At 66.3% G+C, this 20,354-nt stretch carries 21 protein-coding genes; 10 read left to right on the plus strand and 11 right to left on the minus strand.

Going from position 1 to position 20,354, the window contains the following annotated elements; all coding sequences use genetic code 11:
- Both WKF39_RS04725 and WKF39_RS04730 read left to right on the plus strand, forming a co-directional pair.
- Nucleotides 1-1,313, plus strand: a 1,313-nt coding sequence (locus WKF39_RS04725) for a phospho-sugar mutase (protein WP_340386081.1), incomplete at its 5' end; no start/stop codon positions are given.
- Between the two features lie 9 nt (nt 1,314-1,322).
- A complete protein-coding gene (locus tag WKF39_RS04730) occupies nt 1,323-1,889 on the plus strand; it encodes a hypothetical protein (protein ID WP_340386082.1) in 567 nt (188 codons plus the stop codon).
- A gap of 3 nt (nt 1,890-1,892) precedes the next feature.
- On the opposite strand, the gene WKF39_RS04735 is transcribed toward WKF39_RS04730, so the two are convergent.
- The 6 genes from WKF39_RS04735 to WKF39_RS04760 form a co-directional block, all read right to left on the minus strand.
- Entirely contained in the window at nt 1,893-2,348 is a 456-nt protein-coding gene (locus tag WKF39_RS04735; protein ID WP_340386083.1) for an anthrone oxygenase family protein, read from the minus strand.
- Nucleotides 2,348-3,175, minus strand: a complete 828-nt coding sequence (locus tag WKF39_RS04740) for an NmrA family transcriptional regulator (protein ID WP_340386084.1) — start codon at nt 3,173-3,175, stop codon at nt 2,348-2,350. Before WKF39_RS04740 ends, WKF39_RS04735 begins: the two co-directional genes overlap by 1 nt.
- Nucleotides 3,176-3,279: 104 nt before the next feature.
- On the minus strand, nt 3,280-3,831 hold the full coding sequence (locus WKF39_RS04745; RefSeq protein ID WP_340386085.1) for a hypothetical protein: 552 nt from the start codon (nt 3,829-3,831) through the stop codon (nt 3,280-3,282).
- Between the two features lie 16 nt (nt 3,832-3,847).
- Nucleotides 3,848-5,623, minus strand: a complete 1,776-nt coding sequence (locus WKF39_RS04750) for an alpha/beta hydrolase (protein WP_340386086.1) — start codon at nt 5,621-5,623, stop codon at nt 3,848-3,850.
- Entirely contained in the window at nt 5,620-6,015 is a 396-nt protein-coding gene (locus WKF39_RS04755) for a hypothetical protein (RefSeq protein ID WP_340386087.1), read from the minus strand. The genes WKF39_RS04750 and WKF39_RS04755 overlap by 4 nt, the downstream gene beginning before the upstream one ends.
- On the minus strand, nt 6,012-6,500 hold the full coding sequence (locus tag WKF39_RS04760; protein ID WP_340386088.1) for a hypothetical protein: 489 nt from the start codon (nt 6,498-6,500) through the stop codon (nt 6,012-6,014). Before WKF39_RS04760 ends, WKF39_RS04755 begins: the two co-directional genes overlap by 4 nt.
- A gap of 151 nt (nt 6,501-6,651) precedes the next feature.
- Between WKF39_RS04760 and WKF39_RS04765 the strand changes: the two genes are divergently transcribed.
- From WKF39_RS04765 to WKF39_RS04780, 4 genes are all read left to right on the plus strand, one after another.
- A complete protein-coding gene (locus WKF39_RS04765; protein WP_340386089.1) occupies nt 6,652-7,587 on the plus strand; it encodes an AraC family transcriptional regulator in 936 nt (311 codons plus the stop codon).
- Nucleotides 7,588-7,756: 169 nt separating this feature from the next.
- On the plus strand, nt 7,757-8,689 hold the full coding sequence (gene deoC / locus WKF39_RS04770) for a deoxyribose-phosphate aldolase (RefSeq protein WP_340386090.1): 933 nt from the start codon (nt 7,757-7,759) through the stop codon (nt 8,687-8,689).
- A gap of 2 nt (nt 8,690-8,691) precedes the next feature.
- Nucleotides 8,692-10,146, plus strand: coding sequence for an aldehyde dehydrogenase family protein (locus tag WKF39_RS04775; RefSeq protein WP_340386091.1), 1,455 nt, complete (start codon nt 8,692-8,694; stop codon nt 10,144-10,146).
- On the plus strand, nt 10,143-11,006 hold the full coding sequence (locus WKF39_RS04780) for an aldehyde dehydrogenase family protein (protein WP_340386092.1): 864 nt from the start codon (nt 10,143-10,145) through the stop codon (nt 11,004-11,006). The genes WKF39_RS04775 and WKF39_RS04780 overlap by 4 nt, the downstream gene beginning before the upstream one ends.
- A gap of 103 nt (nt 11,007-11,109) precedes the next feature.
- Here the strand turns inward: WKF39_RS04780 and WKF39_RS04785 are convergent, their stop codons facing one another.
- A complete protein-coding gene (locus WKF39_RS04785; protein WP_340386093.1) occupies nt 11,110-12,318 on the minus strand; it encodes an IS110 family transposase in 1,209 nt (402 codons plus the stop codon).
- A gap of 302 nt (nt 12,319-12,620) precedes the next feature.
- Between WKF39_RS04785 and WKF39_RS04790 the strand changes: the two genes are divergently transcribed.
- Nucleotides 12,621-13,979, plus strand: a complete 1,359-nt coding sequence (locus WKF39_RS04790) for an IS1380 family transposase (protein WP_340385989.1) — start codon at nt 12,621-12,623, stop codon at nt 13,977-13,979.
- A gap of 270 nt (nt 13,980-14,249) precedes the next feature.
- On the opposite strand, the gene WKF39_RS04795 is transcribed toward WKF39_RS04790, so the two are convergent.
- The 3 genes from WKF39_RS04795 to WKF39_RS04805 all read right to left on the minus strand — a co-directional run bounded on the left by WKF39_RS04795 (nt 14,250) and on the right by WKF39_RS04805 (nt 15,937).
- A complete protein-coding gene (locus WKF39_RS04795) occupies nt 14,250-15,236 on the minus strand; it encodes a hypothetical protein (RefSeq protein ID WP_340386094.1) in 987 nt (328 codons plus the stop codon).
- Nucleotides 15,233-15,649: a Fic family protein gene (locus WKF39_RS04800; RefSeq protein ID WP_340386095.1), complete on the minus strand. Its 417-nt coding sequence runs from the start codon at nt 15,647-15,649 to the stop codon at nt 15,233-15,235. Before WKF39_RS04800 ends, WKF39_RS04795 begins: the two co-directional genes overlap by 4 nt.
- Nucleotides 15,650-15,721: 72 nt before the next feature.
- Nucleotides 15,722-15,937, minus strand: coding sequence for a hypothetical protein (locus WKF39_RS04805; protein WP_340386096.1), 216 nt, complete (start codon nt 15,935-15,937; stop codon nt 15,722-15,724).
- A 144-nt stretch (nt 15,938-16,081) separates the two neighbouring features.
- Here WKF39_RS04805 and WKF39_RS04810 point away from each other — a divergent pair, with 144 nt between their 5' ends.
- The 3 genes from WKF39_RS04810 to WKF39_RS04820 are packed head-to-tail and all read left to right on the plus strand — an operon-like array spanning nt 16,082 to nt 18,242.
- Nucleotides 16,082-16,366, plus strand: a complete 285-nt coding sequence (locus tag WKF39_RS04810; RefSeq protein WP_340386097.1) for a multiubiquitin domain-containing protein — start codon at nt 16,082-16,084, stop codon at nt 16,364-16,366.
- A complete protein-coding gene (locus WKF39_RS04815) occupies nt 16,366-16,761 on the plus strand; it encodes an E2/UBC family protein (protein WP_340386098.1) in 396 nt (131 codons plus the stop codon). The genes WKF39_RS04810 and WKF39_RS04815 overlap by 1 nt, the downstream gene beginning before the upstream one ends.
- Nucleotides 16,761-18,242 carry a ThiF family adenylyltransferase gene (locus tag WKF39_RS04820; protein ID WP_340386099.1) on the plus strand — a complete coding sequence of 494 codons (1,482 nt, stop codon included), beginning with the start codon at nt 16,761-16,763 and terminating at the stop codon, nt 18,240-18,242. Before WKF39_RS04815 ends, WKF39_RS04820 begins: the two co-directional genes overlap by 1 nt.
- Before the next feature lie 560 nt (nt 18,243-18,802).
- On the opposite strand, the gene WKF39_RS04825 is transcribed toward WKF39_RS04820, so the two are convergent.
- Nucleotides 18,803-20,161, minus strand: coding sequence for an IS1380 family transposase (locus WKF39_RS04825; protein ID WP_340385989.1), 1,359 nt, complete (start codon nt 20,159-20,161; stop codon nt 18,803-18,805).
- Nucleotides 20,162-20,354 lie beyond the last annotated feature (193 nt).

Genomic DNA, 20,354 nt, shown 5'->3' on the forward strand with positions numbered 1-20,354 from the left:
TCATGGAGGGCGCTGGGGTTCATGCGTTCCTTTTGCCGACGCACCTGCCGACGCCGGTGCTGGCGTTCGCGATCCGTCACCTCGGCTGCAGCGCCGGGGTCATGGTGACCGCGTCGCACAACCCGCCGCAGGACAACGGCTACAAGGTCTACCTGCAGGACTCCAGCCAGATCGTGCCACCGGCCGACGCCGACATCTCGGCCGCGATCGACGCGGCCGGTCGGGTCGATCAGATGCCACGCAGCGATGCCTATGAGCTGGCCGGTCCCGAGGTCGCCGAGGCCTATGTCGAGGCGGTCGTCGCGTTGCCGGCTGCCGGCCCGCGCGACGTCGTCGCGGTCTACACACCCATGCACGGGGTCGGGCGGGACACCCTGGTCGAGGCCGTCGCGCGTGCGGGGTTCCCGCCGCTGCACGTCGTACGCGAACAGGGTGAACCGGATCCGGACTTCCCGACCGTCGCGTTCCCCAACCCCGAGGAGCCCGGGGCGATGGACCTCGCGCTCAAGCTGTCCTCGGAGGTCGGCGCGGACGTCATCGTGGCCAACGACCCCGACGCGGATCGCGCCGCGGTGGGAGTCCGCGACGGCGAGGCCTACCGGATGCTGACCGGCGACCAGGTCGGCGCACTGCTGGCCGACTTCCTGCTCCGCAAAGGTGTCGAAGGCACCTACGCCGCCTCGATCGTCTCCTCGGACCTGCTCGGCCGGCAGGCCGCCGCGTTCGCACAGCCGTCGGAGCAGACGCTGACGGGGTTCAAGTGGCTCGGCAAGATCCCGACGCTGGTGTTCGGCTACGAAGAGGCCCTCGGCTACAGCGTCGCGCCCGACATCGCACGCGACAAGGACGGCGTCTCGGCGATCATCACGGTGCTCGAGCTCGCAGCCACACTCAAGGCCGAAGGCCGCACCCTGCTCGACCAGCTCGACGACATCTACCGCCAGCACGGCCTGCACGCCACCAGCCAGCTCTCGGTCCGCGTCGAGGACCTCACGATCATCTCCCGCGCAATGGACACCCTCCGCTCCTCACCGCCGGCGTCGCTGGGCGGGATGGCCGTGACATCGGTCGACGACCTCGCCGACGGCTACCACGGGCTGCCCCCAACCGACGGCATCCGGCTCGGGCTCGCCGGCGCTCCACCGATCGAGTCCGGACGAATCATCTGCCGCCCATCAGGCACCGAACCCAAGCTCAAGTGCTACCTCGAGATCGTGGTCCCGGTGACCGAGTCGGTCGAGACGTCCCGCCAGATCGCCGATCAGCAGATCGCCGACATCAAGGCCGACCTCGCCGCAACCCTGGGCATCTAGGCTCGTGCCATGACAACCCCCGCTGCTCCCGCCACACGTCCTGGTCGCGGCTGGTACGCCGTTGCGGCTGTGCTCACCCTCGTCGCCGTGACGATTGGCATCGCACTGGCCACATGGATCGTCCGCGCACTGGTCGGATACGACGTGACCCCGATCCCCGAGAACCGGCCGGTGAGCATCGAGCTGCTGGATCGCGGCGAGGCGATCTGGGTGGCCCCCGAGGGTGCGGCCGCGAGCTGCCGCTCGGTCGACGACCAGGGGCAGGACTCGCTGGTGCCGGGCACTGCCGACCAGGTGACGATCACCGACGGCGGCCAAGAGTGGGAGCGCCTCGGCATCGTCGAGGGTTCTCCGGGATCGCAACACTCCGTGACCTGCCAGAGCGCGGGTCGCCCCGTTCTGTTCGGTCACGCGCCCAACCCGCAGATCGGTCGCTACGTCGGCGTCGGGGTCACCGGCGGTCTCATCTCCGGCCTGTCGGCGCTAGGCGCCTTCGTGATCGTGCTGGTCGTGGCAATCAAGCGCAACCGCAAGCCCCCGCCCACCTATCCCCCGGCCACCTATCCCCCAGCCTGAGCGTCAGGCCTTCAGGACGCCGACCACGAGGCATGCGAACGCCGAGGTGGTGAGCGCCGAGCGGACGTGGTTCCACCGGATCCACGTGTCCTCGAACGCCTCGCGTAGCGCGGCGACGCTTCCGTCGCCTCCCTCGAGCGCGTCGTTCAGTGGGACGTTGACCGCAAACGTGATGACGTAGGCCCCAAGGACGTACAGCACGAGTCCGGCGGCGACCCAGGGTCTGGACGTCTCGTTCCACCCGGTGACCAGAGCCGCTGCCACCGCGACGAACGCGCCGCCGAAGATCAGGGTGAACACCGGATTGAGGATCGCCACGTTGATGCCACGCATGGCCTCCACGAAGGCCGCATCACCCGCGCGGCGCAGACCAGGCATGACCACATAGGAGAAGGTGGCGAACAGCCCCGCCGACAGCCCGGTCAGGACCGTCGCCGTGACGAGCACCGCGCGAGTCATCAGGCCACGTTCCAGACCCCGGTGGCCGCGGCCGACCCGGCATAGGCGCGGAAGTCCCGCGCCGGGCGGCCCAGGATCTGCTCCAGGTCTCCGGTCAGGTGCGAGTTACGCCCGTCGAGCACCTTGGTGAACAAGTGCCCGAGGAACTCCGCCAGATCCGGCGGAACACCCTGATCCGACAGTCCAGCGGCGAACTGCTCGGTCGACACCGGGATGAACGTGATCGGTCGTCCGGACGCCTTCGCAATGTCATCTACTGCCTCTTCGAAGGAGAGCAGCCGCGGGCCAGTCAGGTCGTAGGTCTGTGCGTCATGGCCCGGCTCGGTCAGCGCGGCAAGCGCGGCATCGGCGAGATCTTCGACGTCGACGAACGGCTCCGTGACATCACCGGTGGGCAGTGCCACCTCCCCGGCGAGGATCGGGTCGAGCAGGAACGACTCGCTGAAGTTCTGCGAGAACCAGCTCGACCTGAGGATCGTCCATCCGGTGCCGGAGCCGCGCACGGCATCCTCGGTGGGCCAGCCGTCCTCCTCGCCCCGGCCCGAGAGAAGCACGAGCCGCTCGACGCCGGCATCGACGGCGTGTGCCGACAGCGTGGCGACGGCCTCCGCCGCACCCGGTGCTGCCATGTCCGGGTGGTACGCCAGGTAGGCGGCGGAGACACCCTCCAGGGCGGGTGCCCAGGTGCGCTCGTCCGCCCAGTCGAACGGCGGAGTGCCGGATCGCGATCCGCTGCGGGTGGGGATGCCGCGCGCCTCGAGTCGCTGCACGATGCGTCGGCCGGTTGTTCCTGTGCCGCTGAAGACGGCGATGTGTGGAGTAGTCATGAGTCCATCTCACCAGCGGCAATCGAGACTTTCCATGGTCAAAAGGCTCGTATGCATACGCGTGCGTCTAGGTCGTTCGCACGGACACCCTCAGCGCCGGGGTGCTACCGGTCGAGGGAGTCCAGCGCGTCCTGCGACAGCTCCAGGCAGGAGGTGCGGATGTCGATGTTGACCACGGGCTGACCCGACGAGCCCTCCAGCACGATGGCACGGATGGTCAGCGGGACGCCGCTCGAAGCCTTCTTCGTGGACATGACCTGGTCGTCCTCACCGGCCACCTCCTCGCCCCCGACCTCGGGCTTCCAGCCCTCGGCCAGCCACGCATCACGGATCTTGCCCACCACAGAAGCGCGGTCGCCGTTCGGCACCCTGAAGCCACCACTCACCTCGACGTAGCGGAAACGTCGCGGATAGATGGCATCACAGCCGGACGACTTGATCTCGTCGCTGCTCGGGAGCTTCTGCCCGCCGGCCGCGCTCGAAGCCGACGTGACCGCCGTGCCGATGAGGTCGAGGATCTCCGAACGCGTGGACCTCAGGTCGGCAGCGCCGACCTTCACCGACTCCTTGGGCTCTGCTTCCACGCCGCCATCCTCGCAGCCCACCATCAACGCGAGGACCAGGATGACGGCGATGGCGTGGCGAATCCGTGTCATGACCAAGCTCCGTTCATCAGCCGAGCCCGAATCGGTTCTTGAACCAGTCCTTGACGCCGTCCTCGACCGCCTCATAGCCAGCCTCGGTGGCCCGCCACCCGTCCTCTGCCGCCTCCTGCGCATACCAGACCGAGTTGGGTGCCTGACGGTGATCGACCTCGTCGACGTCGCCTCCGTCGTTCGCCACGACCATGCCCACGTTGGCGAGCGAGGAGGAGTCGCGGTCGAAGTACGAGGTGTGGATGTCAAGGTTGGTGTCCCAGTCGTCGAAGGCGAAGTCGCCGGGGGTGTCGACCTCGAAGCGTGTGCCGCCGAAGCCCGCCGAGGCCGGGTCGGTGCCGAGCGAGACGTCGCCGGTGCTGCCCAGGCGCGAGACGAAGTCGTCGCCGGCCGATCCGACGTAGACGTTGCCCCGCAGGTCCGAGGCATGCGGGTTCTCCTCGCCGGCGCCCGGTGAGCCGACGAGCACGATGTCGTCGACGTCGAGCGTGCCGTCCTGTCCTGCCGCCTTGCCCACCGTGGTGGAGCCGTAGCTGTGCCCGATGACGGTCATGTGCGGGTCCTCGCCCTGGCGGGTGGCGCGGAGGCCATCGACGAACGACTCCAGGTTGCGGGCGCCCGCCTCCGCCTTGTACTCGCCGGCCACGCCCAGCCCGTCGACGACGCCGTTGACGGAGCTGTCGAACTCGGGGGCGTCGTAGCCCATCCACGCGATGGAGGCGACCGTGCCGTTGCCATGCCGCTCAGCAGTCTCACGGACGTCGAACGCGGACCCGGCCAGGCCGTCGATGCCCGTCAGCTTGTTGCCGAAGCCCGGCACGTTGACCGACACGTGGTCGGCGGTCTCGGGGTTCCCGAACGCGATGGCGCCATAGCCGTCGCCGTCGGCGGCGTACGGGTCGTAGAGCATGAGGTAGGCCGGGATGGGGTCGCCGTTGAGGTCGTACTCGTCCTTGGCCTGGTCGAGACCGTCGTAGACCGACTGCGCTTGGTCGTAGAGCTCCTGCTGATCCTCCGACAGCGTCTCGCCGTCGTCCTTCATCTGCGCGAGCGTGTTGAGCAAGGCGCTGAGGTGGGCACGGTTGGCGTCGTCGCGGTCCTGGATGGGGATGCCGTCGGTGTTGCCGATGATGCTGGGGTCGCTCACCTTGAGGGCCTCCCGCTCGGCCGCGCTCAGCGCGAGCCACCACGTGTTGATGGCGAAGGGGTCCTTGCCCAGCTCGTCCAGCTCCTGGAGGAGCGTGGGGACGTCGGGCACCGACCCGACCAGGCCCTCGGCCTCCAAGACGGTGTCGGCCCGGCCGAGCGCCGCGATGACGCGGTTCTCGGCCGCCGTGACATCGCTCGTCCAGGTGCTGACGTCGGTGTCGTAGGTGGCGACCTTGCTGTTGTGCGCGCGGATGTCGGTGTCGAGCGTCGCGTCGACCGGCTCAGAGCTGTTCTGCCGCGACCGCAGCGAGGTCACCGAGATGTCGAGGGCACCCTTCATATTCTCCAGGTCGTGCCAGGTGGACTTCAGCTCATCCATGCGGTCGCAGTAGGCATCGAGCGCCGTCAGGCCGGTGATCATCGCAGCGGCGGCCGCGTCGACCTGGCCGGCCGTCTCGGTCATGGCGTGCTGCGCCACCTCGGCGGGTTCGCCCTCGATGCCCGCGGGCGCCGCGTTGGCGTGCATGGTCCCAGCGACGTCAGAGATGACCGTGGCGCAGGCACGCACGCCGGACACGACCGACCGGCCCGCGGTCGTGTACGTGCAGTCGGGCATCTCCACGGGGAGGTCGATGAGCGTCACGGGACGGCCGGGGAGGTCGGCGGGGCGGGCCCCGGATCATCGGTGGGGAACGGGTTGGTGTCCCCGATTCTCTCGACCACCGCGTCCTGGCTCGTCCAGGGCAACGAGGCGCGCAGGTCGGCGGCCGACTGCTCGTCCAGCTCCACGGTGCTCACGGTGAACTGGTCGAGGCCGTCGGCCCGGTCCTGCGCGGCGGTGGCCAGGCTGGTGACCTCGGAGAGCCACGTGGTGAGGTAGGTACCGGCCTTGGGTCCCACGCGGTCGCCGAGCCCCTCGGTCGAGCCACTCGCGTCGGTGAGGCGTTTGTGACCGGCGCGCAGCTGCTCGGCCTGGTCGTCCCAGAGGTCCGAGGCGCGACGGACCTCGGAGAGCATCAGCACGAATGTGGTCACGACGGAGCTTGCTCGAGCCTGAGCGGCGCGCTCTCGACGGTGATCACGAGCGTGGAGCCGTGCACGGCGACGTCGGCGGTGAGAGGCCGGATGGAGGCCAGCGGCGACCGCGCGATGAGCCACGGGGTGGGCGCGTCGACGGGGCGGAGCTCCCAGCCGGCGCCGTTCAGCGAGTCGAGGACGTCGAGGACGGCCGCGAGGGCAGACGTCGTGTCGAACAGGTCGACCCGAAGGCGCGTCCGGTGGCGGTAGACGTGAGGCTCGAGCCGGTTCCAGCGCTCGACCACCGCGGGGGGTCCGGCGGCACGGACCTCCTCAGCGAGGGACGCCGCAGTCGCACGTGTGGCAGCGGCGGCAAAGACCGCCTCAGCGGGTTCCGACAGCTCGAGGAGCGCGAGGGACGGCTCGGGCGGGAGCACCAGGACGTCGACATCGGGCTGCAGCCGCTTGAACGCGGCGAGCAACGGATTGCCGGTCTCTGACACGAAATCCCCCGATCGTGAGCGTCACCGATACCGCGAAGATACGGGATCGGAGATGGATTGCACAGTCAAAGCAACGACGAGCAGCGCCACCCGTGAGACTCCCCATGGCTTGGACGCTCCCCTGCATGTGCGAGCGTCTATGTTTGACGGCATGGACACCATGAGCGGCCTGCTGGACGGACCCCGCGCCAACGGCGCCTTCCTGCTGCGATCGGTCCTCACGGCACCGTGGTCGCTGCGCGTCCAGGATGAGGCGCCCCTGTCGATCGCCATCGTGGTGAGTGGCGAGGCATGGGTCGTTCCCGACGGCGGTGATCCGGCCCGCCTTGGCCCGGGCGACGTCATGGTCGCCCGCGGGCCCGAGCCATACACGATCTCCGACCACCCGGACACGCCGCCGGGAGTCTTCATCAATCCGGGGCAGCGCTGCGTCGACATCGACGGCAACAGCCTCGAGGCAGCGATGATGCTCGGCGTCCGGACGTGGGGCAATGATCCGGACGGCGAGACGATGATCGTCACCGGCACCTATGAGAGCACCCGCGCGATCAGCGCCCGGCTGCTGCGCAGCCTGCCCCAGCTGTTCGTCCTGCGCGCCGATGAGTGGAGCGGCGAGCTCGTCCATGTCCTCTGCGCCGAGATGCTGCGCGACGACGTCGGTCAGGAGGTCTTCCTCGACCGCCTGCTGGACCTGGTGCTCATCTCGGCGGTGCGCGACTGGTTCGCCCGGGATGCCTCCAGCACACCGGCCTGGTATCGGGCAGGAGCCGATCCTGTCCTCGGCCCGGCCCTACGCCTGCTCGAGGGCGACCTGCCCCGGCCGTGGACACTGGCGATGCTGGCAGCTGAGGTCGGGGTCTCGCGCGCGGCACTGGCCCGCCGATTCTCCAACGTGCTCGGCGAGCCGGCGATGGCCTACCTCACGACCTTGCGCCTCGACCTCGCTGCCGACCTGCTCCGCGAGCCCGACCTGACGATCGCCGCTGTCGCACGGCAGGTCGGCTATGGCAGCCCGTTCGCCCTCAGCGCGGCATTCAAACGCGTACGCGGGGTCAGTCCCGCGCAGCACCGCGCCCTCGTGAGCTGACCCTCGTCCCCGCTGGGAGTGACACCTTTGATGCGACACGCCGAAGCGTGCCTCAAAAGCGTCACTCCCAGCGGGGGCGGCCGGCCTTCGGCGGGCTTTGTGGTGCTCTCCCGAGGGCCTAACCTTGACCCATGGCCCCGACGACGTGGTCGTAGCTTCAGGAGGATTCGTGACTGGCGCCACCGCGTCCCTGCGCAAGACCCTCGGCGGACTGCCGGGCGTCGATCAGGTCGGGCTCGAGGCCCGCGCCGCCGGGTTGGGGACCCGGTCGATCAAGACGACCTCCAAGGCCTGGGCCATCGACCTCGCGATATCGATGGTCGACCTCACGACGCTCGAGGGCTCTGACACGCCCGGCAAGGTACGCGCGCTGGCGCACAAGGCGATGCGGCCCGATCCCACGGATCCGACGTGCCCCTCTGCCGCCGCGGTCTGCGTCTATCCCGACATGGTCAAGATCGCCAAGGACAGCCTCGGCGACTCAGGTCTCAACGTCGCCAGCGTCGCCACGGCGTTCCCCTCGGGTCGTGCTGCGCTCGACATCAAGCTCGCCGACACCCGCGATGCCGTCGAGGCCGGCGCCGACGAGATCGACATGGTCATCGACCGTGGGGCGTTCCTGACCGGCAACTACGAGCTGGTGTTCGACGAGATCGTCGCGATCAAGGAGGCCTGCGCCCGCCCCAACGGCTCGCTCGCCCACCTCAAGGTGATCTTCGAGACCGGCGAGCTGCAGACGTACGACAACGTCCGCAAGGCGTCCTGGCTCGCGATGATGGCCGGAGCCGACTTCATCAAGACCAGCACCGGCAAAGTCCAGCCCGCCGCAACCCTGCCGGTCACCCTCGTGATGCTCGAGGCGGTCCGAGACTTCCGCGACGAGACGGGTCGCCAGGTCGGCGTCAAACCGGCAGGCGGCATCCGCACCTCCAAGGACGCCATCAAATATCTCGTGATGGTCAACGAGATCGCCGGCGAGGACTGGCTCGACCCGGACTGGTTCCGCTTCGGTGCCTCGAGCCTGCTCAACGACCTGCTCCTGCAGCGCCAAAAGATTGCCACCGGCCGCTACTCCGGCCCCGACTATGTGACGTTGGACTGATCATGACTGCCAAGAAGAACGTCTTCGACTACGCCCCAGCACCCGAGTCACGGTCGATCGTCGACATCAAGAGCTCGTACGGATTGTTCATCGGCGGGGAGTTCGTCGATGGCAGAGGTGGATCGTTCAAGTCGATCAGCCCCTCCACCGAGGAGGTGCTTGCGGAGGTCACCGAGGCGACCGCAGGCGACGTCGACAAGGCTGTCAAGGCGGCGCGGCAGGCATACGACAAGGTCTGGTCCAAGCTGCCGGGCAGCGAACGGGCGAAGTATCTCTACCGCATCGCCCGCATCATGGCCGAGCGCAGCCGTGAGTTCGCCGTCTTGGAGTCGCTCGACAACGGCAAGCCGATCAAGGAGTCCCGCGACGTCGACCTGCCCCTGGTCTCGCAGTGGTTCTTCTACTACGCCGGCTGGGCCGACAAGCTGGGTCACGCCGGACTCGGGCCGGACCCCAGAGCACTCGGGGTCGCCGGCCAGGTCATCCCGTGGAACTTCCCGATCATGATGCTGGCGTGGAAGATCGCTCCCGCGCTGGCGGCCGGCAACACCGTCGTGCTCAAGCCCGCCGAGACCACTCCCCTCACCGCGCTGCTGTTCGCCGAGGTCTGCCAGCAGGCCGAGCTTCCGCCGGGGGTCGTCAACATCATCACCGGCGCCGGCGCCACCGGCCAGGCGTTGGTCGAGCACCCGGACGTCGACAAGATCGCGTTCACTGGCTCCACCGCGGTCGGCAAGGCCATCGCCCGCTCGGTCGCCGGCACGTCCAAGAAGGTCACCCTCGAGCTCGGGGGCAAGGCCGCCAACATCGTGTTCGACGATGCCGCGCTCGACCAGGCCGTCGAGGGCATCGTCGGTGGGATCTTCTTCAACCAGGGACATGTCTGCTGCGCCGGATCGCGCCTGCTGGTGCAGGAGAGCGTCTATGACGACGTCATCGAGCGGCTCAAGCGGCGCATGTCGACGCTGCGCCTCGGCGACCCCCTCGACAAGAACACCGACATCGGAGCCATCAACTCCGCCGAGCAGCTGGCCCGCATCAACGAGCTGTCCGATGTCGGCGACGACGAGGGCGCCGAGCGCTGGTCGGCTCCGTGCGACATCCCCGACAGCGGATTCTGGTTCGCCCCGACGATCTTCACCGGCGTCACGCAGGCGCACCGCATCGCGCGCGAGGAGATCTTCGGGCCGGTCCTGTCGGTCCTGACCTTCCGCACCCCCGCCGAGGCGATCGAGAAGGCCAACAACACGCCCTACGGCCTGTCCGCCGGCGTCTGGACCGAAAAGGGTTCGCGGATCCTGTCGATGGCGGGCCAGCTGCGCGCCGGTGTCGTCTGGGCCAACACCTTCAACACGTTCGATCCCGCGTCGCCGTTCGGCGGCTACAAGGAGTCGGGCTATGGCCGTGAGGGCGGGCGCCACGGCCTCGCCGCCTACCTGCAGGGAGCCAGCGCATGAGCCGGTTGGACGTACGCAAGACGCACAAGCTCTACATCGGTGGGGCGTTCCCCCGCTCGGAGTCCGGCCGTACGTACGAGGCGTTCGACGCCAAGGGCGGGTCGTTGGGCAACATGGCGATGGCATCGCGCAAGGACGCCCGGGACGCGGTGCTTGCCGCCCGCAAGGCGTTCGGCGGCTGGTCGACACGCACCCCCTACAACCGCGGCCAGGTCATCTACCGGCTCGCCGAGGTCATGGAGGGCCGGCGCGACCAGTTCATCGAGCAGCTCCGTGCTGCCGAGGGCCTCACCGACAAGAAGGCCGTCACCTATGTGGAGGCCGCGATCGACCGCGTCGTCTGGTATGCCGGATGGGCCGACAAGTTCGGCCAGGTTCTCGGCAACGCCAACCCCGTCTCGGGTCCCTACTTCAACCTGTCGACCCCCGAGCCGACCGGTGTCGTCGCGACGATCGCGCCCAGCGGGCCGCTGCTCGGCCTCGTCTCGGTCATCGCGCCTGCGATCGCGACCGGCAACACCATTGTGGTGATCGCCAGCGAGAAGTTCCCGGTGCCGGCCGTGACGCTGTCCGAGTGCATGGCGACCTCGGACCTGCCCGGCGGCGTCGTCAACATCTTGACCGGCAAGGCCGCAGAGATCGCCCCGTGGCTCGCCTCGCACATGGATGTCAATGCGCTCGACCTCGCCGGCGTCGACGATCTCGAGCTGGCCACCTCGCTTGAGGTCGCGGCTGCAGACAACCTCAAGCGGGTGCTGCGTGCTCCGACCGACAAGATCGACTGGCTCGCCGAGCCGACGCTGGCCCGCCTCGAGGCTCTCGTCGAGATCAAGACCGTCTGGCACCCGATCGGCGTGTGACCGAGGCCAGTTCCGGATCGGGCAGCGATCGGAATCCGGTAGCGGCGGATGCTGGGTGGTGAAGGCTCATTGGAAGGTGTGTCCTTCCGGCTCCCCTCTGTTGTCAAGAGGCCGATGGGAGAGTCGTGGGGACTGGGCTCTTCCGTCGTCGGGCGGCCGGTTGTAGCGTCGGTTTCGCGGGTCCGGGAAGTGGCTGATCCGAAGTGTCGATGTGCGGGGGCAGGTCGACCGCGCTGGATTTCAGAGACGCCCCGCATTGCCCTCCCGGATCCGCGCTCACGTGTTCAGATGCGGCGTTGGCGTCGGCGAGGAGCTGGCGAAAGATCGTGTCCGAGATGCGTCGTTTGAGGCAGCGGATCGCTTCCATCGACTTCTTGCCCTCGTCACGCTTTCGTCGGTAGTAGGTCCGCCCGTCGGTGTCGTGCCTGATCTGGGTGACGGCGGCGATGTGGATCATGTGGTTGACCCGCCGGTTCCCGGCCCGGGAAAGCCGATGTCGATTCTGCTCACCCGATGATGCATCCAGTGGCGCGGTGCCAGTCCACGACGCGAACCTGTTGCGATCCGCGAAGCGAGCGATGTCACCGACGTCGGCAAGGATTCTGGCGGCGACGACAGGTCCGATCCCGGGGAGGTCCATCAGCTGCGAGCCGCGGGCCAGGACTATGGCCTTGAGCTCGGCAGTGGCCTTCTTGATCTTCGCGTCGACCGCGACCAGCTCGGCGAGTTCCTCGGCAGCGATCCGGCGTCGAGTCTTGCCCGCGATGTCGCGAGGGCGGACGCTCGCGAGCACCTTCTTGGCCTGCAATGGCGTGATGTCACGCTTGGCGTGACCTGGAGTCAGCTCGGCGAGGAGCGCTTGGAGGCGGCAGACGGTCTGGACGCGGCGGCGGGTCAGCGCTTCACGCCGGTCGGTGAGCATTCGCAACGCCTCGAGCTCTCCGTCGACCTTCAACACACGCAGCGACTCGGTGCGGACAGCGACGATCGCGATCGAGTGCGCGTCGAGCGCGTCGGTCTTGCGGTTGTGGCCAGTGTCGAACAGCCTGACCCGGGCGGCGAGCTTGGCCGGAACGTCAACGACTTGCTCACCTGCTTCGAGGAGCCGTTGCGCGAGCGGCCGGCCGGCACCGTTGGCGCCTTCGACGGCCCAGACCCGCTCGGGCCACGACTTCACATAGGCGCGCATCGCGGCATAGCCGGGCTGGTCGGTCGTGAACCGCCCCGAGCCCAGCAGCTTCTCTTGTTCGTCGACGACCTCGATCGTTGCCGACAACTTGTGGGGATCGACCCCAATGATGACGTGTTCCATCTGTTTCCACCCGCCTGTTCTCGTGCGAAAAGGGACGGCGAGGTGGGCATTGCTACTACGAGCAGGGCAGTCCCCTCTTGAGCCACGCCTCGCGACGGTGCCCGACGGGCTGCAGACCGAAAGTGAGCCACACCCGCGGACGGGTGGGCAGCCCAAAAGAGAGCGTCCCGCCGAGCACCTAGCCTCGATCTTTCATCGGTTGGTGGGGTGACACGGCCCTGAACGCACGGAAATGCCTGTCATGTCGGGAAGAATTGTGTTTACGAAGACATAATTCGGACCGATTGAAAGGCACTCCGTAGATGAAGAATATCGTGGCTGGTCGTCGTGTCCATGTTGCTGCTGGCAGCGAGTCGCTGATCTCCTCATCGGGTCTGTCACTGCTGGCCCAGACCGCGTCTGCCAGCGGCCTTTCCGATGTTCTGACGGCTGGATTGTCCAGGTGGCGCAAACCGGCCTCGATCCATGACCCGGGCAAGATCGTGCTGGACCTGGTCCTGGCGATCGCCGCTGGCGGCGACTGCTTGGCTGACATCTCGCTGATCCGTGCCCAACCCGAGCTGTTCGGCCCGGTCGCTTCCGACCCCACGATCAGTCGCTTCATCGAGGCGCTCGGCGCCGACCCGGTCGCCGCCATCGACGTGATCAGGTCTGCTCGTGCGTCAGCGCGGGCCAAGGTCTGGGACCACCACAGCCCCCTTGCCGACGACGACACGGTGATCGTTGACCTGGACGCGACTCTGATCGGCGCCCATTCGGAGAAGGAACTGGCGTCGCCGAACTACAAACGTGGCTTCGGTTTCCATCCGATGATGGCGTTCGTCGACCACGGCCCGGGCGGAACCGGTGAACCACTCGCAGCTCTGCTGCGGACCGGAAAAGCAACAGCGAACAGCGCCGCCGACCAGATCACGGTCCTGGACGCAGCACTGGCCCAACTGCCTGAACCATCGCGTTCCAAGGTGCTGGTCCGTGGAGACTCCGGCGCTGGCGTCCGCGAATTCGTCCACCACGTCCACGACCTGGGGTTGCAGTACTCAGTCGGCGTCTATGGTCGCCAGCCGGTCCTTGATGCATTGGCCGCGCTGCCGCGCCAAGCTTGGAAGAAAGCCCTCGACACCGACGGCCACCGACGCGAAGGTGCGCTCGTCGCTGAACTGACCCGATGGCTGCCGTCCACCTTCGCCGGCTGGCCCCCTGGCATGCGCGTCATCGCCCGCAAAGAACGTCCCCACCCCGGCGCGCAGCTGAGGATCACCGACGACAACGGGTGGCGGATCACGGTCTTCGCGACCAACACCACCGGGCCGACCCTGGCCCAACTCGAGGTCCGCCACCGGTCCCGAGCACGCTGTGAAGACCGGATCCGCAACCTCAAAGACACCGGCGCAACCAACCTGCCGCTGCACGAATTCGACAAGAACCAGATCTGGCTCGAGCTCGCTCAACTCGCCGCAGAACTCATCACCTGGACCCAGACCCTCGCCTGGCACGACAACCCGGCACGGATCTGGGAACCCAAACGACTCAGGCTACGAATCTTGGCCGTCGCCGGCCGCATCATCACCACGGCCAGACAACACATCCTGCGCCTGCCGAAACGATGGCCCTGGACCGACCTCATCCTGACCGGCCACCGACGACTCGCCGCGATCACCTGAACATCGACCCCCGAAACTACAACCCGAGGAACCGGAGCGCCGGCGAAACAGCAACGCCGGGACTCAACAACGCCCTCAACCCAAAACACACGATCCAAGGATCAAGAGCCCGAAGCCTCAGCCCAATGAAAGATCGAGGCTAGATCGAGTCTGGCCTCACACCGATCCTGCGTGAAGTCTCTAGTAGCCCACTAAGACGCAGGTGCAAAGCGCCCAGACTGATACCGCAAAAGGCCGACCTCGATGACTATTGAATGACCAGTGAGGAACTCAGGCGTCGGAGGCGGATGAGTGCAGAGAAATCCACGTGGCGGGACGCTCGAGGCTGGTGGCCCCGGTCGTCGCAGCGTAGATGCGCATCCTCTCAGCGGTACGGGCGTCCCAGCTACCGTCTTCAGCCGCCCGCACCCACGCCCTACTCTCCGCGAAACTAAGCCCACGTCGTGCCTCGAGGCTCACGCTCAGGAGTACCGCGAGCCCACAGATCGTCCACCATGGTGTCAATGCCACACGCTCAGGCGATCTAATGATGCTGTCTATACCGCTGGGCGGGAGGTTCAATTGGGCTGCCAGCGGTGATCGGTTGGTGCTTTGTTCCCAAGCCGCGCGCAACCGCGTGGTCAGATCCAAATAGGCGAGCGCCCGGTCATCGCGTCGGGTTGGGCCGCTCTGAATCTGAGAACGGTTCGCCGACAGCCAGTTCCGCACGTGGGCAGCCATCGTCACAGCGTCGTCACACGTACGCCCGGCCACGTTGTGTGGGGTGCCCAAGATCTGCCTGCTGGCTGCAACGCGTGAGAGATACAGCACCGGGGTGCCAGCGCGTGCTGCCCACTCGATCTCCTGGCCGATGCCGGCGCTGCAGTATTGGTCGGTGACCACGATCAGGCCGTCTGAGGCAAGCAGTGCGTCGAGGTTAAGGTCGTAGACCGTTGACGGACTCAGCCCACCGTCGCTGCCTGGCCGGGTGTTCTCGAACGGGATATGCATGCTCACGGGCCACTGTTCGGCCTCGATTCGATCGGTGACCGTTGCCTCTTCGACGGCTCGCTTGACCGTCTCGATGCGGTGGCTGGTTTCCTCGAGTCGCCCCTTGTCCGAGTCGAGGCCGGTGAGCGGGCAGGCGATGTACAACTGTGGGATTGACCTCGGCCTCGACTCAAGGTCCGGGGTGGTCGGGCGGCCCTCGCGGTTCGACTCCCGCCCGACCGGACCGTTGGGCTCGGCGGATCCCGAAGGTGGTTGCGCCATATTCATGCGGGTCCACCTATCCGCTCGGTTACCCAAACGGTCAGCTCGGCTTCGGTGATCTGTCCGGCGGCGAGGTCCCACATCACTTTGACAGTCTCGTCGCCGCTCGGGTCATCGCCCACAGGCGGCGTCCAGCTGTGGTCATTGCGCTCGACGAATTCGTGCATCGCCAAGTATGCGACGCGCTTGTTGCCGTCGAGGAGCGGGTGGTTGCGACACAGCCGATTGCCCAGCACCGCGGTCTTCTGCGCCATTGAGGGGTAAGCCTCGTACGTGCCGAAGCACGCGGCCGGCGCCTTGAGCGCCGAGTCCGCGGCTCCGATGTCGCACACACGATGCAGATCTTCGGCAGGGACCTGCAGAACCGCCTCGGCAATCAGCAGGAAGTCGGCTAGCCCGAGATACTCGATCATTGCCATCCTTCCTGCCTTGGGTCTGAGATCTGGTGTGGTGCAGATTTGACTCTTAGCCGATTTGATTCTGTGTTGGGCCTACTCCGCCAGTCGTTTGAGAATCGCTTGGTCGGCCTCAATTCGGGCGGCCAGCCGAGACTTGAAGGCTGGGTCGGCTCGACGCCTTTCCAAATAGTCACCAATCGCGTCACGAACAAGTTCGGACGCCGGGATCCCGTCCACGCGGGCAACAAACTCCATGTCCTCTGCCTGGTCCTCAGGTTGACGAATGGTCGTCACGCGGCTCTTGCTCACGATGTCTCCCTTTCTTCTTCGCGCTCCGTGCGCTGTAGAGATAAGCATGCCTTCAACCGATGCTTATTGCAAGCAATGTGTATTCGTGTATGCTCTATAGCAGGTGGGTGGATCCGCTACCCAAATCGAGAAAGTAGGAGAATCATGTCGACTGAGACCCAGAAGGCCAAGCCCCCCAAGCCAGACAAGGTGCCGATCTTCATCGACGGCACGAAATACCAAGCGCACGCTCACCAACTCACCGGCACGCAGATCCGGGCCTTGGCCCAGCCGCCGGTCGGCGAGGATCGCGACTTGTGGCTCGACATCGTCGATGAGCTTGACGAACTCATCAACGACGACCAGATCGTTGAGTTGGTCGACAAGATGCGATTCTTCACCGTTCCGCGTGTCATCAACCCAGGCCAGCACCCGGCAGCAGGGGCGTGATGACAGAGTTGGCCAGCGTTCTTCGCGAACAGGACGAAGCGTTCCTCGCCGACGCCGGTCTGACCTACACGATCGACGCAGAGCCCGGATTCGCAAACTTGGTAGTAGAGAAATTCAGCACTGCTCCGGGCTTGGCTCCGGACAACGTGAACCTGCTACTTCGATTGCCGTTCGGATTCCCGGACGCGGCACCTGACATGTTCTGGGTCGATCCGCAGGTAACCTCTGGAACCGGTGCCGCGATCCCGGGCACCGAGTTGATCGAGATCTACGTCAACCGAAGCTGGCAGCGTTGGAGTCGACACATTGCGCAACAGTGGCGACCGGGGATCGACAACCTCGAGACCTACCTCGGCTACGTCCGTCGGTGCCTGCGTCAAGCCGGCGACAGCTGATGGCATCCTCAAAGGTCGGGCGGATCGCACTGAGCGAGGAGCACTTCGCCGACCTTGTCGGTGGGCTGAATCTGACAGTCGAGACGGCCGCGGTGGTCGCGGCCACATTGGTGACCGCGAGCCCCGCGACCGGCGCAAAATACTCGCTACTTGGGCAAACGACTACCCGGGTCCCGGATGACGCCTACCTAAAGCAGACCGACGTGGGTCTGGCCATCGCTTCTTCCGGCTGGGTCCCCGCGTTCCGGGCCGCGATCAAGAACGGACAAATACCAGTCTTCGTACACACACATCCGGCAGGAAAGGCGTTCTTCTCCACCTACGACGACGTTGTCGACGCTGAGCTCGCCGCTGCCGCCCGAGATTTCGGTGCTCCTGCGTACGCCTCCATGGTCGTAGCCGGGCGCAGCGACGCCCCGGTCGTCACCGCGCGAGCCTGCATATTTGCTGGCGGGCGCTCCCCGTCCGCCTCATCAGACGCTGTCCATCTGCATCCAGTTGAGGCGCTCCGCGTGGCAGGCACCTCTCTTCGAATCATGTTGCCGCCCAATCCGAATGGTGACGAGAATGACCGAGATGATAGCGCCGCGGCCCACGGTGCCTTCGACCGACAAGTCCGCATGCTCGGAGAAGAAGGGCAACGCACCCTCGGCGCTATAAACGTCGCCATCGTCGGGACTGGCGGCACAGGCTCTGCCGTCGCCGTCCAGTTGGCGAGAATTGGCATGGGCAGCATCTGCTTGGTCGACGACGACGTAGTCACGCCACCAACCGCAACCCGCGGCCACGGGATGCGCATGGCCGACATCGGACGCCCAAAGGTCTCGGTCCTCGCCGACCACCTGCGGGACATCGGGCTAGGGAGTGTGATCACCGAGGTGAATGCACCGTTGCACTCCCCAGAGGCTCTTCAGGCCGTCCAGCACGCGGATGTCGTCTTTAGCTGCGTGGACGGCCACGGCGCACGGCTCATATTGAACCGGTTCGCATATGCGCACCTTGCAGTCGTGATCGACCTAGCCGTCCTCGTGGCGCTCTCTGACGTCGGCGCCGAGGTGGATGAGCGAGTCACGTGGCTCGGGCCTGGAGCGGCCTGCCTGCTGTGCCGGGGCAGGCTCGACGCAGCCCTCGCCTACGCGGAAAACCTCGACCCGGAGGCCCGGAAGGCCTTAGCAGGTGAGGGCTATGTCCAAGCCGCCGAGACACCACAGCCAGCCATCGTTACATTGACGACCCTAGTCGCGTCTCTCGCCGCCACAGAGCTCCTCATGCGATTGGTGGGAATTGGGTCGCCTGCTGCTACCGAGCTGTTGCTGCGACCTCACGTCGGCGAGTTGCGGCGCAACCGACTCCCGCAAAGATCCGGGTGCTTCTGCTCCGACTCTCGTTACCTCGGCCGCGGCCAGAAGCAGCCCTACCTCGACCTCATGTGGCCTGTACCCCCGCTCGCCCCAAGCGACAAGGAAGCCCACAATGACTGAGTTGGCGGTGTCACTTCGTCGCAGTGGCGTGAACGCGTTTCGGCGGATACGACGGAGGCCCCGCGCACGGTTCACTGCAATAGTTTTGGTCCGAGCCCGCAACGGCCTACCCGAGAGGCTGAATCCGCGGCGGATCTACCAACTCGGCGCACCGGCCAAATGGGCCGCGTTCGAGTGCCCTTGCGGTCGCGGCCATATCCTCGAGCTGAACCTTGCCCATCCCGGCCGCGCTCGCTGGCGTCTCAGTGCCGACCCTTCGGGGGCACCGTCACTATCGCCGTCGGTCGACTCGAAGGGGTCCCGACGGTGCCACTTCTGGCTCCGTGAGGGCAGAGTCCGCTGGGTGTAGCCCACAAGCGCGTGGCGTGGTCTCCGCGAAGTTGACGCGTTACAGCAAGGAGAGACGAATCAGCTCAATTAGCCTCGATCTTTCATTGGGCTGAGGCTTCGGGCTCTTGATCCTTGGATCGTGTGTTTTGGGTTGAGGGCGTTGTTGAGTCCCGGCGTTGCTGTTTCGCCGGCGCTCCGGTTCCTCGGGTTGTAGTTTCGGGGGTCGATGTTCAGGTGATCGCGGCGAGTCGTCGGTGGCCGGTCAGGATGAGGTCGGTCCAGGGCCATCGTTTCGGCAGGCGCAGGATGTGTTGTCTGGCCGTGGTGATGATGCGGCCGGCGACGGCCAAGATTCGTAGCCTGAGTCGTTTGGGTTCCCAGATCCGTGCCGGGTTGTCGTGCCAGGCGAGGGTCTGGGTCCAGGTGATGAGTTCTGCGGCGAGTTGAGCGAGCTCGAGCCAGATCTGGTTCTTGTCGAATTCGTGCAGCGGCAGGTTGGTTGCGCCGGTGTCTTTGAGGTTGCGGATCCGGTCTTCACAGCGTGCTCGGGACCGGTGGCGGACCTCGAGTTGGGCCAGGGTCGGCCCGGTGGTGTTGGTCGCGAAGACCGTGATCCGCCACCCGTTGTCGTCGGTGATCCTCAGCTGCGCGCCGGGGTGGGGACGTTCTTTGCGGGCGATGACGCGCATGCCAGGGGGCCAGCCGGCGAAGGTGGACGGCAGCCATCGGGTCAGTTCAGCGACGAGCGCACCTTCGCGTCGGTGGCCGTCGGTGTCGAGGGCTTTCTTCCAAGCTTGGCGCGGCAGCGCGGCCAATGCATCAAGGACCGGCTGGCGACCATAGACGCCGACTGAGTACTGCAACCCCAGGTCGTGGACGTGGTGGACGAATTCGCGGACGCCAGCGCCGGAGTCTCCACGGACCAGCACCTTGGAACGCGATGGTTCAGGCAGTTGGGCCAGTGCTGCGTCCAGGACCGTGATCTGGTCGGCGGCGCTGTTCGCTGTTGCTTTTCCGGTCCGCAGCAGAGCTGCGAGTGGTTCACCGGTTCCGCCCGGGCCGTGGTCGACGAACGCCATCATCGGATGGAAACCGAAGCCACGTTTGTAGTTCGGCGACGCCAGTTCCTTCTCCGAATGGGCGCCGATCAGAGTCGCGTCCAGGTCAACGATCACCGTGTCGTCGTCGGCAAGGGGGCTGTGGTGGTCCCAGACCTTGGCCCGCGCTGACGCACGAGCAGACCTGATCACGTCGATGGCGGCGACCGGGTCGGCGCCGAGCGCCTCGATGAAGCGACTGATCGTGGGGTCGGAAGCGACCGGGCCGAACAGCTCGGGTTGGGCACGGATCAGCGAGATGTCAGCCAAGCAGTCGCCGCCAGCGGCGATCGCCAGGACCAGGTCCAGCACGATCTTGCCCGGGTCATGGATCGAGGCCGGTTTGCGCCACCTGGACAATCCAGCCGTCAGAACATCGGAAAGGCCGCTGGCAGACGCGGTCTGGGCCAGCAGTGACAGACCCGATGAGGAGATCAGCGACTCGCTGCCAGCAGCAACATGGACACGACGACCAGCCACGATATTCTTCATCTACGGAGTGCCTTTCAATCGGTCCGAATTATGTCTTCGTAAACACAATTCTTCCCGACATGACAGGCATTTCCGTGCGTTCAGGGCCGTGTCACCCCACCAACCGATGAAAGATCGAGGTTAGGGGGCCAAAGGGGGTCTCCGTCGGCGGCGCGCTGAAGAGCTGCCTGATGCTCGACATGTGAGTCAGTGA

The sequence above is a fragment of the Aeromicrobium sp. genome (assembly GCF_037719875.1).
Classification (GTDB): Bacteria; Actinomycetota; Actinomycetes; order Propionibacteriales; family Nocardioidaceae; genus Aeromicrobium.

Bases quoted from the DNA above. Each gene is read 5' to 3' on its own strand.
- WKF39_RS04730 (WP_340386082.1), top strand. From the start codon at position 1,323: ATGACAACCCCCGCTGCTCCCGCCACACGTCCTGGTCGCGGCTGGTAC.
- WKF39_RS04735 (WP_340386083.1), bottom strand. From the start codon at position 2,348: ATGACTCGCGCGGTGCTCGTCACGGCGACGGTCCTGACCGGGCTGTCG.
- WKF39_RS04740 (WP_340386084.1), bottom strand. From the start codon at position 3,175: ATGACTACTCCACACATCGCCGTCTTCAGCGGCACAGGAACAACCGGC.
- WKF39_RS04745 (WP_340386085.1), bottom strand. From the start codon at position 3,831: ATGACACGGATTCGCCACGCCATCGCCGTCATCCTGGTCCTCGCGTTG.
- WKF39_RS04765 (WP_340386089.1), top strand. From the start codon at position 6,652: ATGGACACCATGAGCGGCCTGCTGGACGGACCCCGCGCCAACGGCGCC.
- WKF39_RS04775 (WP_340386091.1), top strand. From the start codon at position 8,692: ATGACTGCCAAGAAGAACGTCTTCGACTACGCCCCAGCACCCGAGTCA.
- WKF39_RS04780 (WP_340386092.1), top strand. From the start codon at position 10,143: ATGAGCCGGTTGGACGTACGCAAGACGCACAAGCTCTACATCGGTGGG.
- WKF39_RS04785 (WP_340386093.1), bottom strand. From the start codon at position 12,318: ATGGAACACGTCATCATTGGGGTCGATCCCCACAAGTTGTCGGCAACG.
- WKF39_RS04790 (WP_340385989.1), top strand. From the start codon at position 12,621: ATGAAGAATATCGTGGCTGGTCGTCGTGTCCATGTTGCTGCTGGCAGC.
- WKF39_RS04795 (WP_340386094.1), bottom strand. From the start codon at position 15,236: ATGAATATGGCGCAACCACCTTCGGGATCCGCCGAGCCCAACGGTCCG.
- WKF39_RS04800 (WP_340386095.1), bottom strand. From the start codon at position 15,649: ATGGCAATGATCGAGTATCTCGGGCTAGCCGACTTCCTGCTGATTGCC.
- WKF39_RS04810 (WP_340386097.1), top strand. From the start codon at position 16,082: ATGTCGACTGAGACCCAGAAGGCCAAGCCCCCCAAGCCAGACAAGGTG.
- WKF39_RS04815 (WP_340386098.1), top strand. From the start codon at position 16,366: ATGACAGAGTTGGCCAGCGTTCTTCGCGAACAGGACGAAGCGTTCCTC.
- WKF39_RS04820 (WP_340386099.1), top strand. From the start codon at position 16,761: ATGGCATCCTCAAAGGTCGGGCGGATCGCACTGAGCGAGGAGCACTTC.
- WKF39_RS04825 (WP_340385989.1), bottom strand. From the start codon at position 20,161: ATGAAGAATATCGTGGCTGGTCGTCGTGTCCATGTTGCTGCTGGCAGC.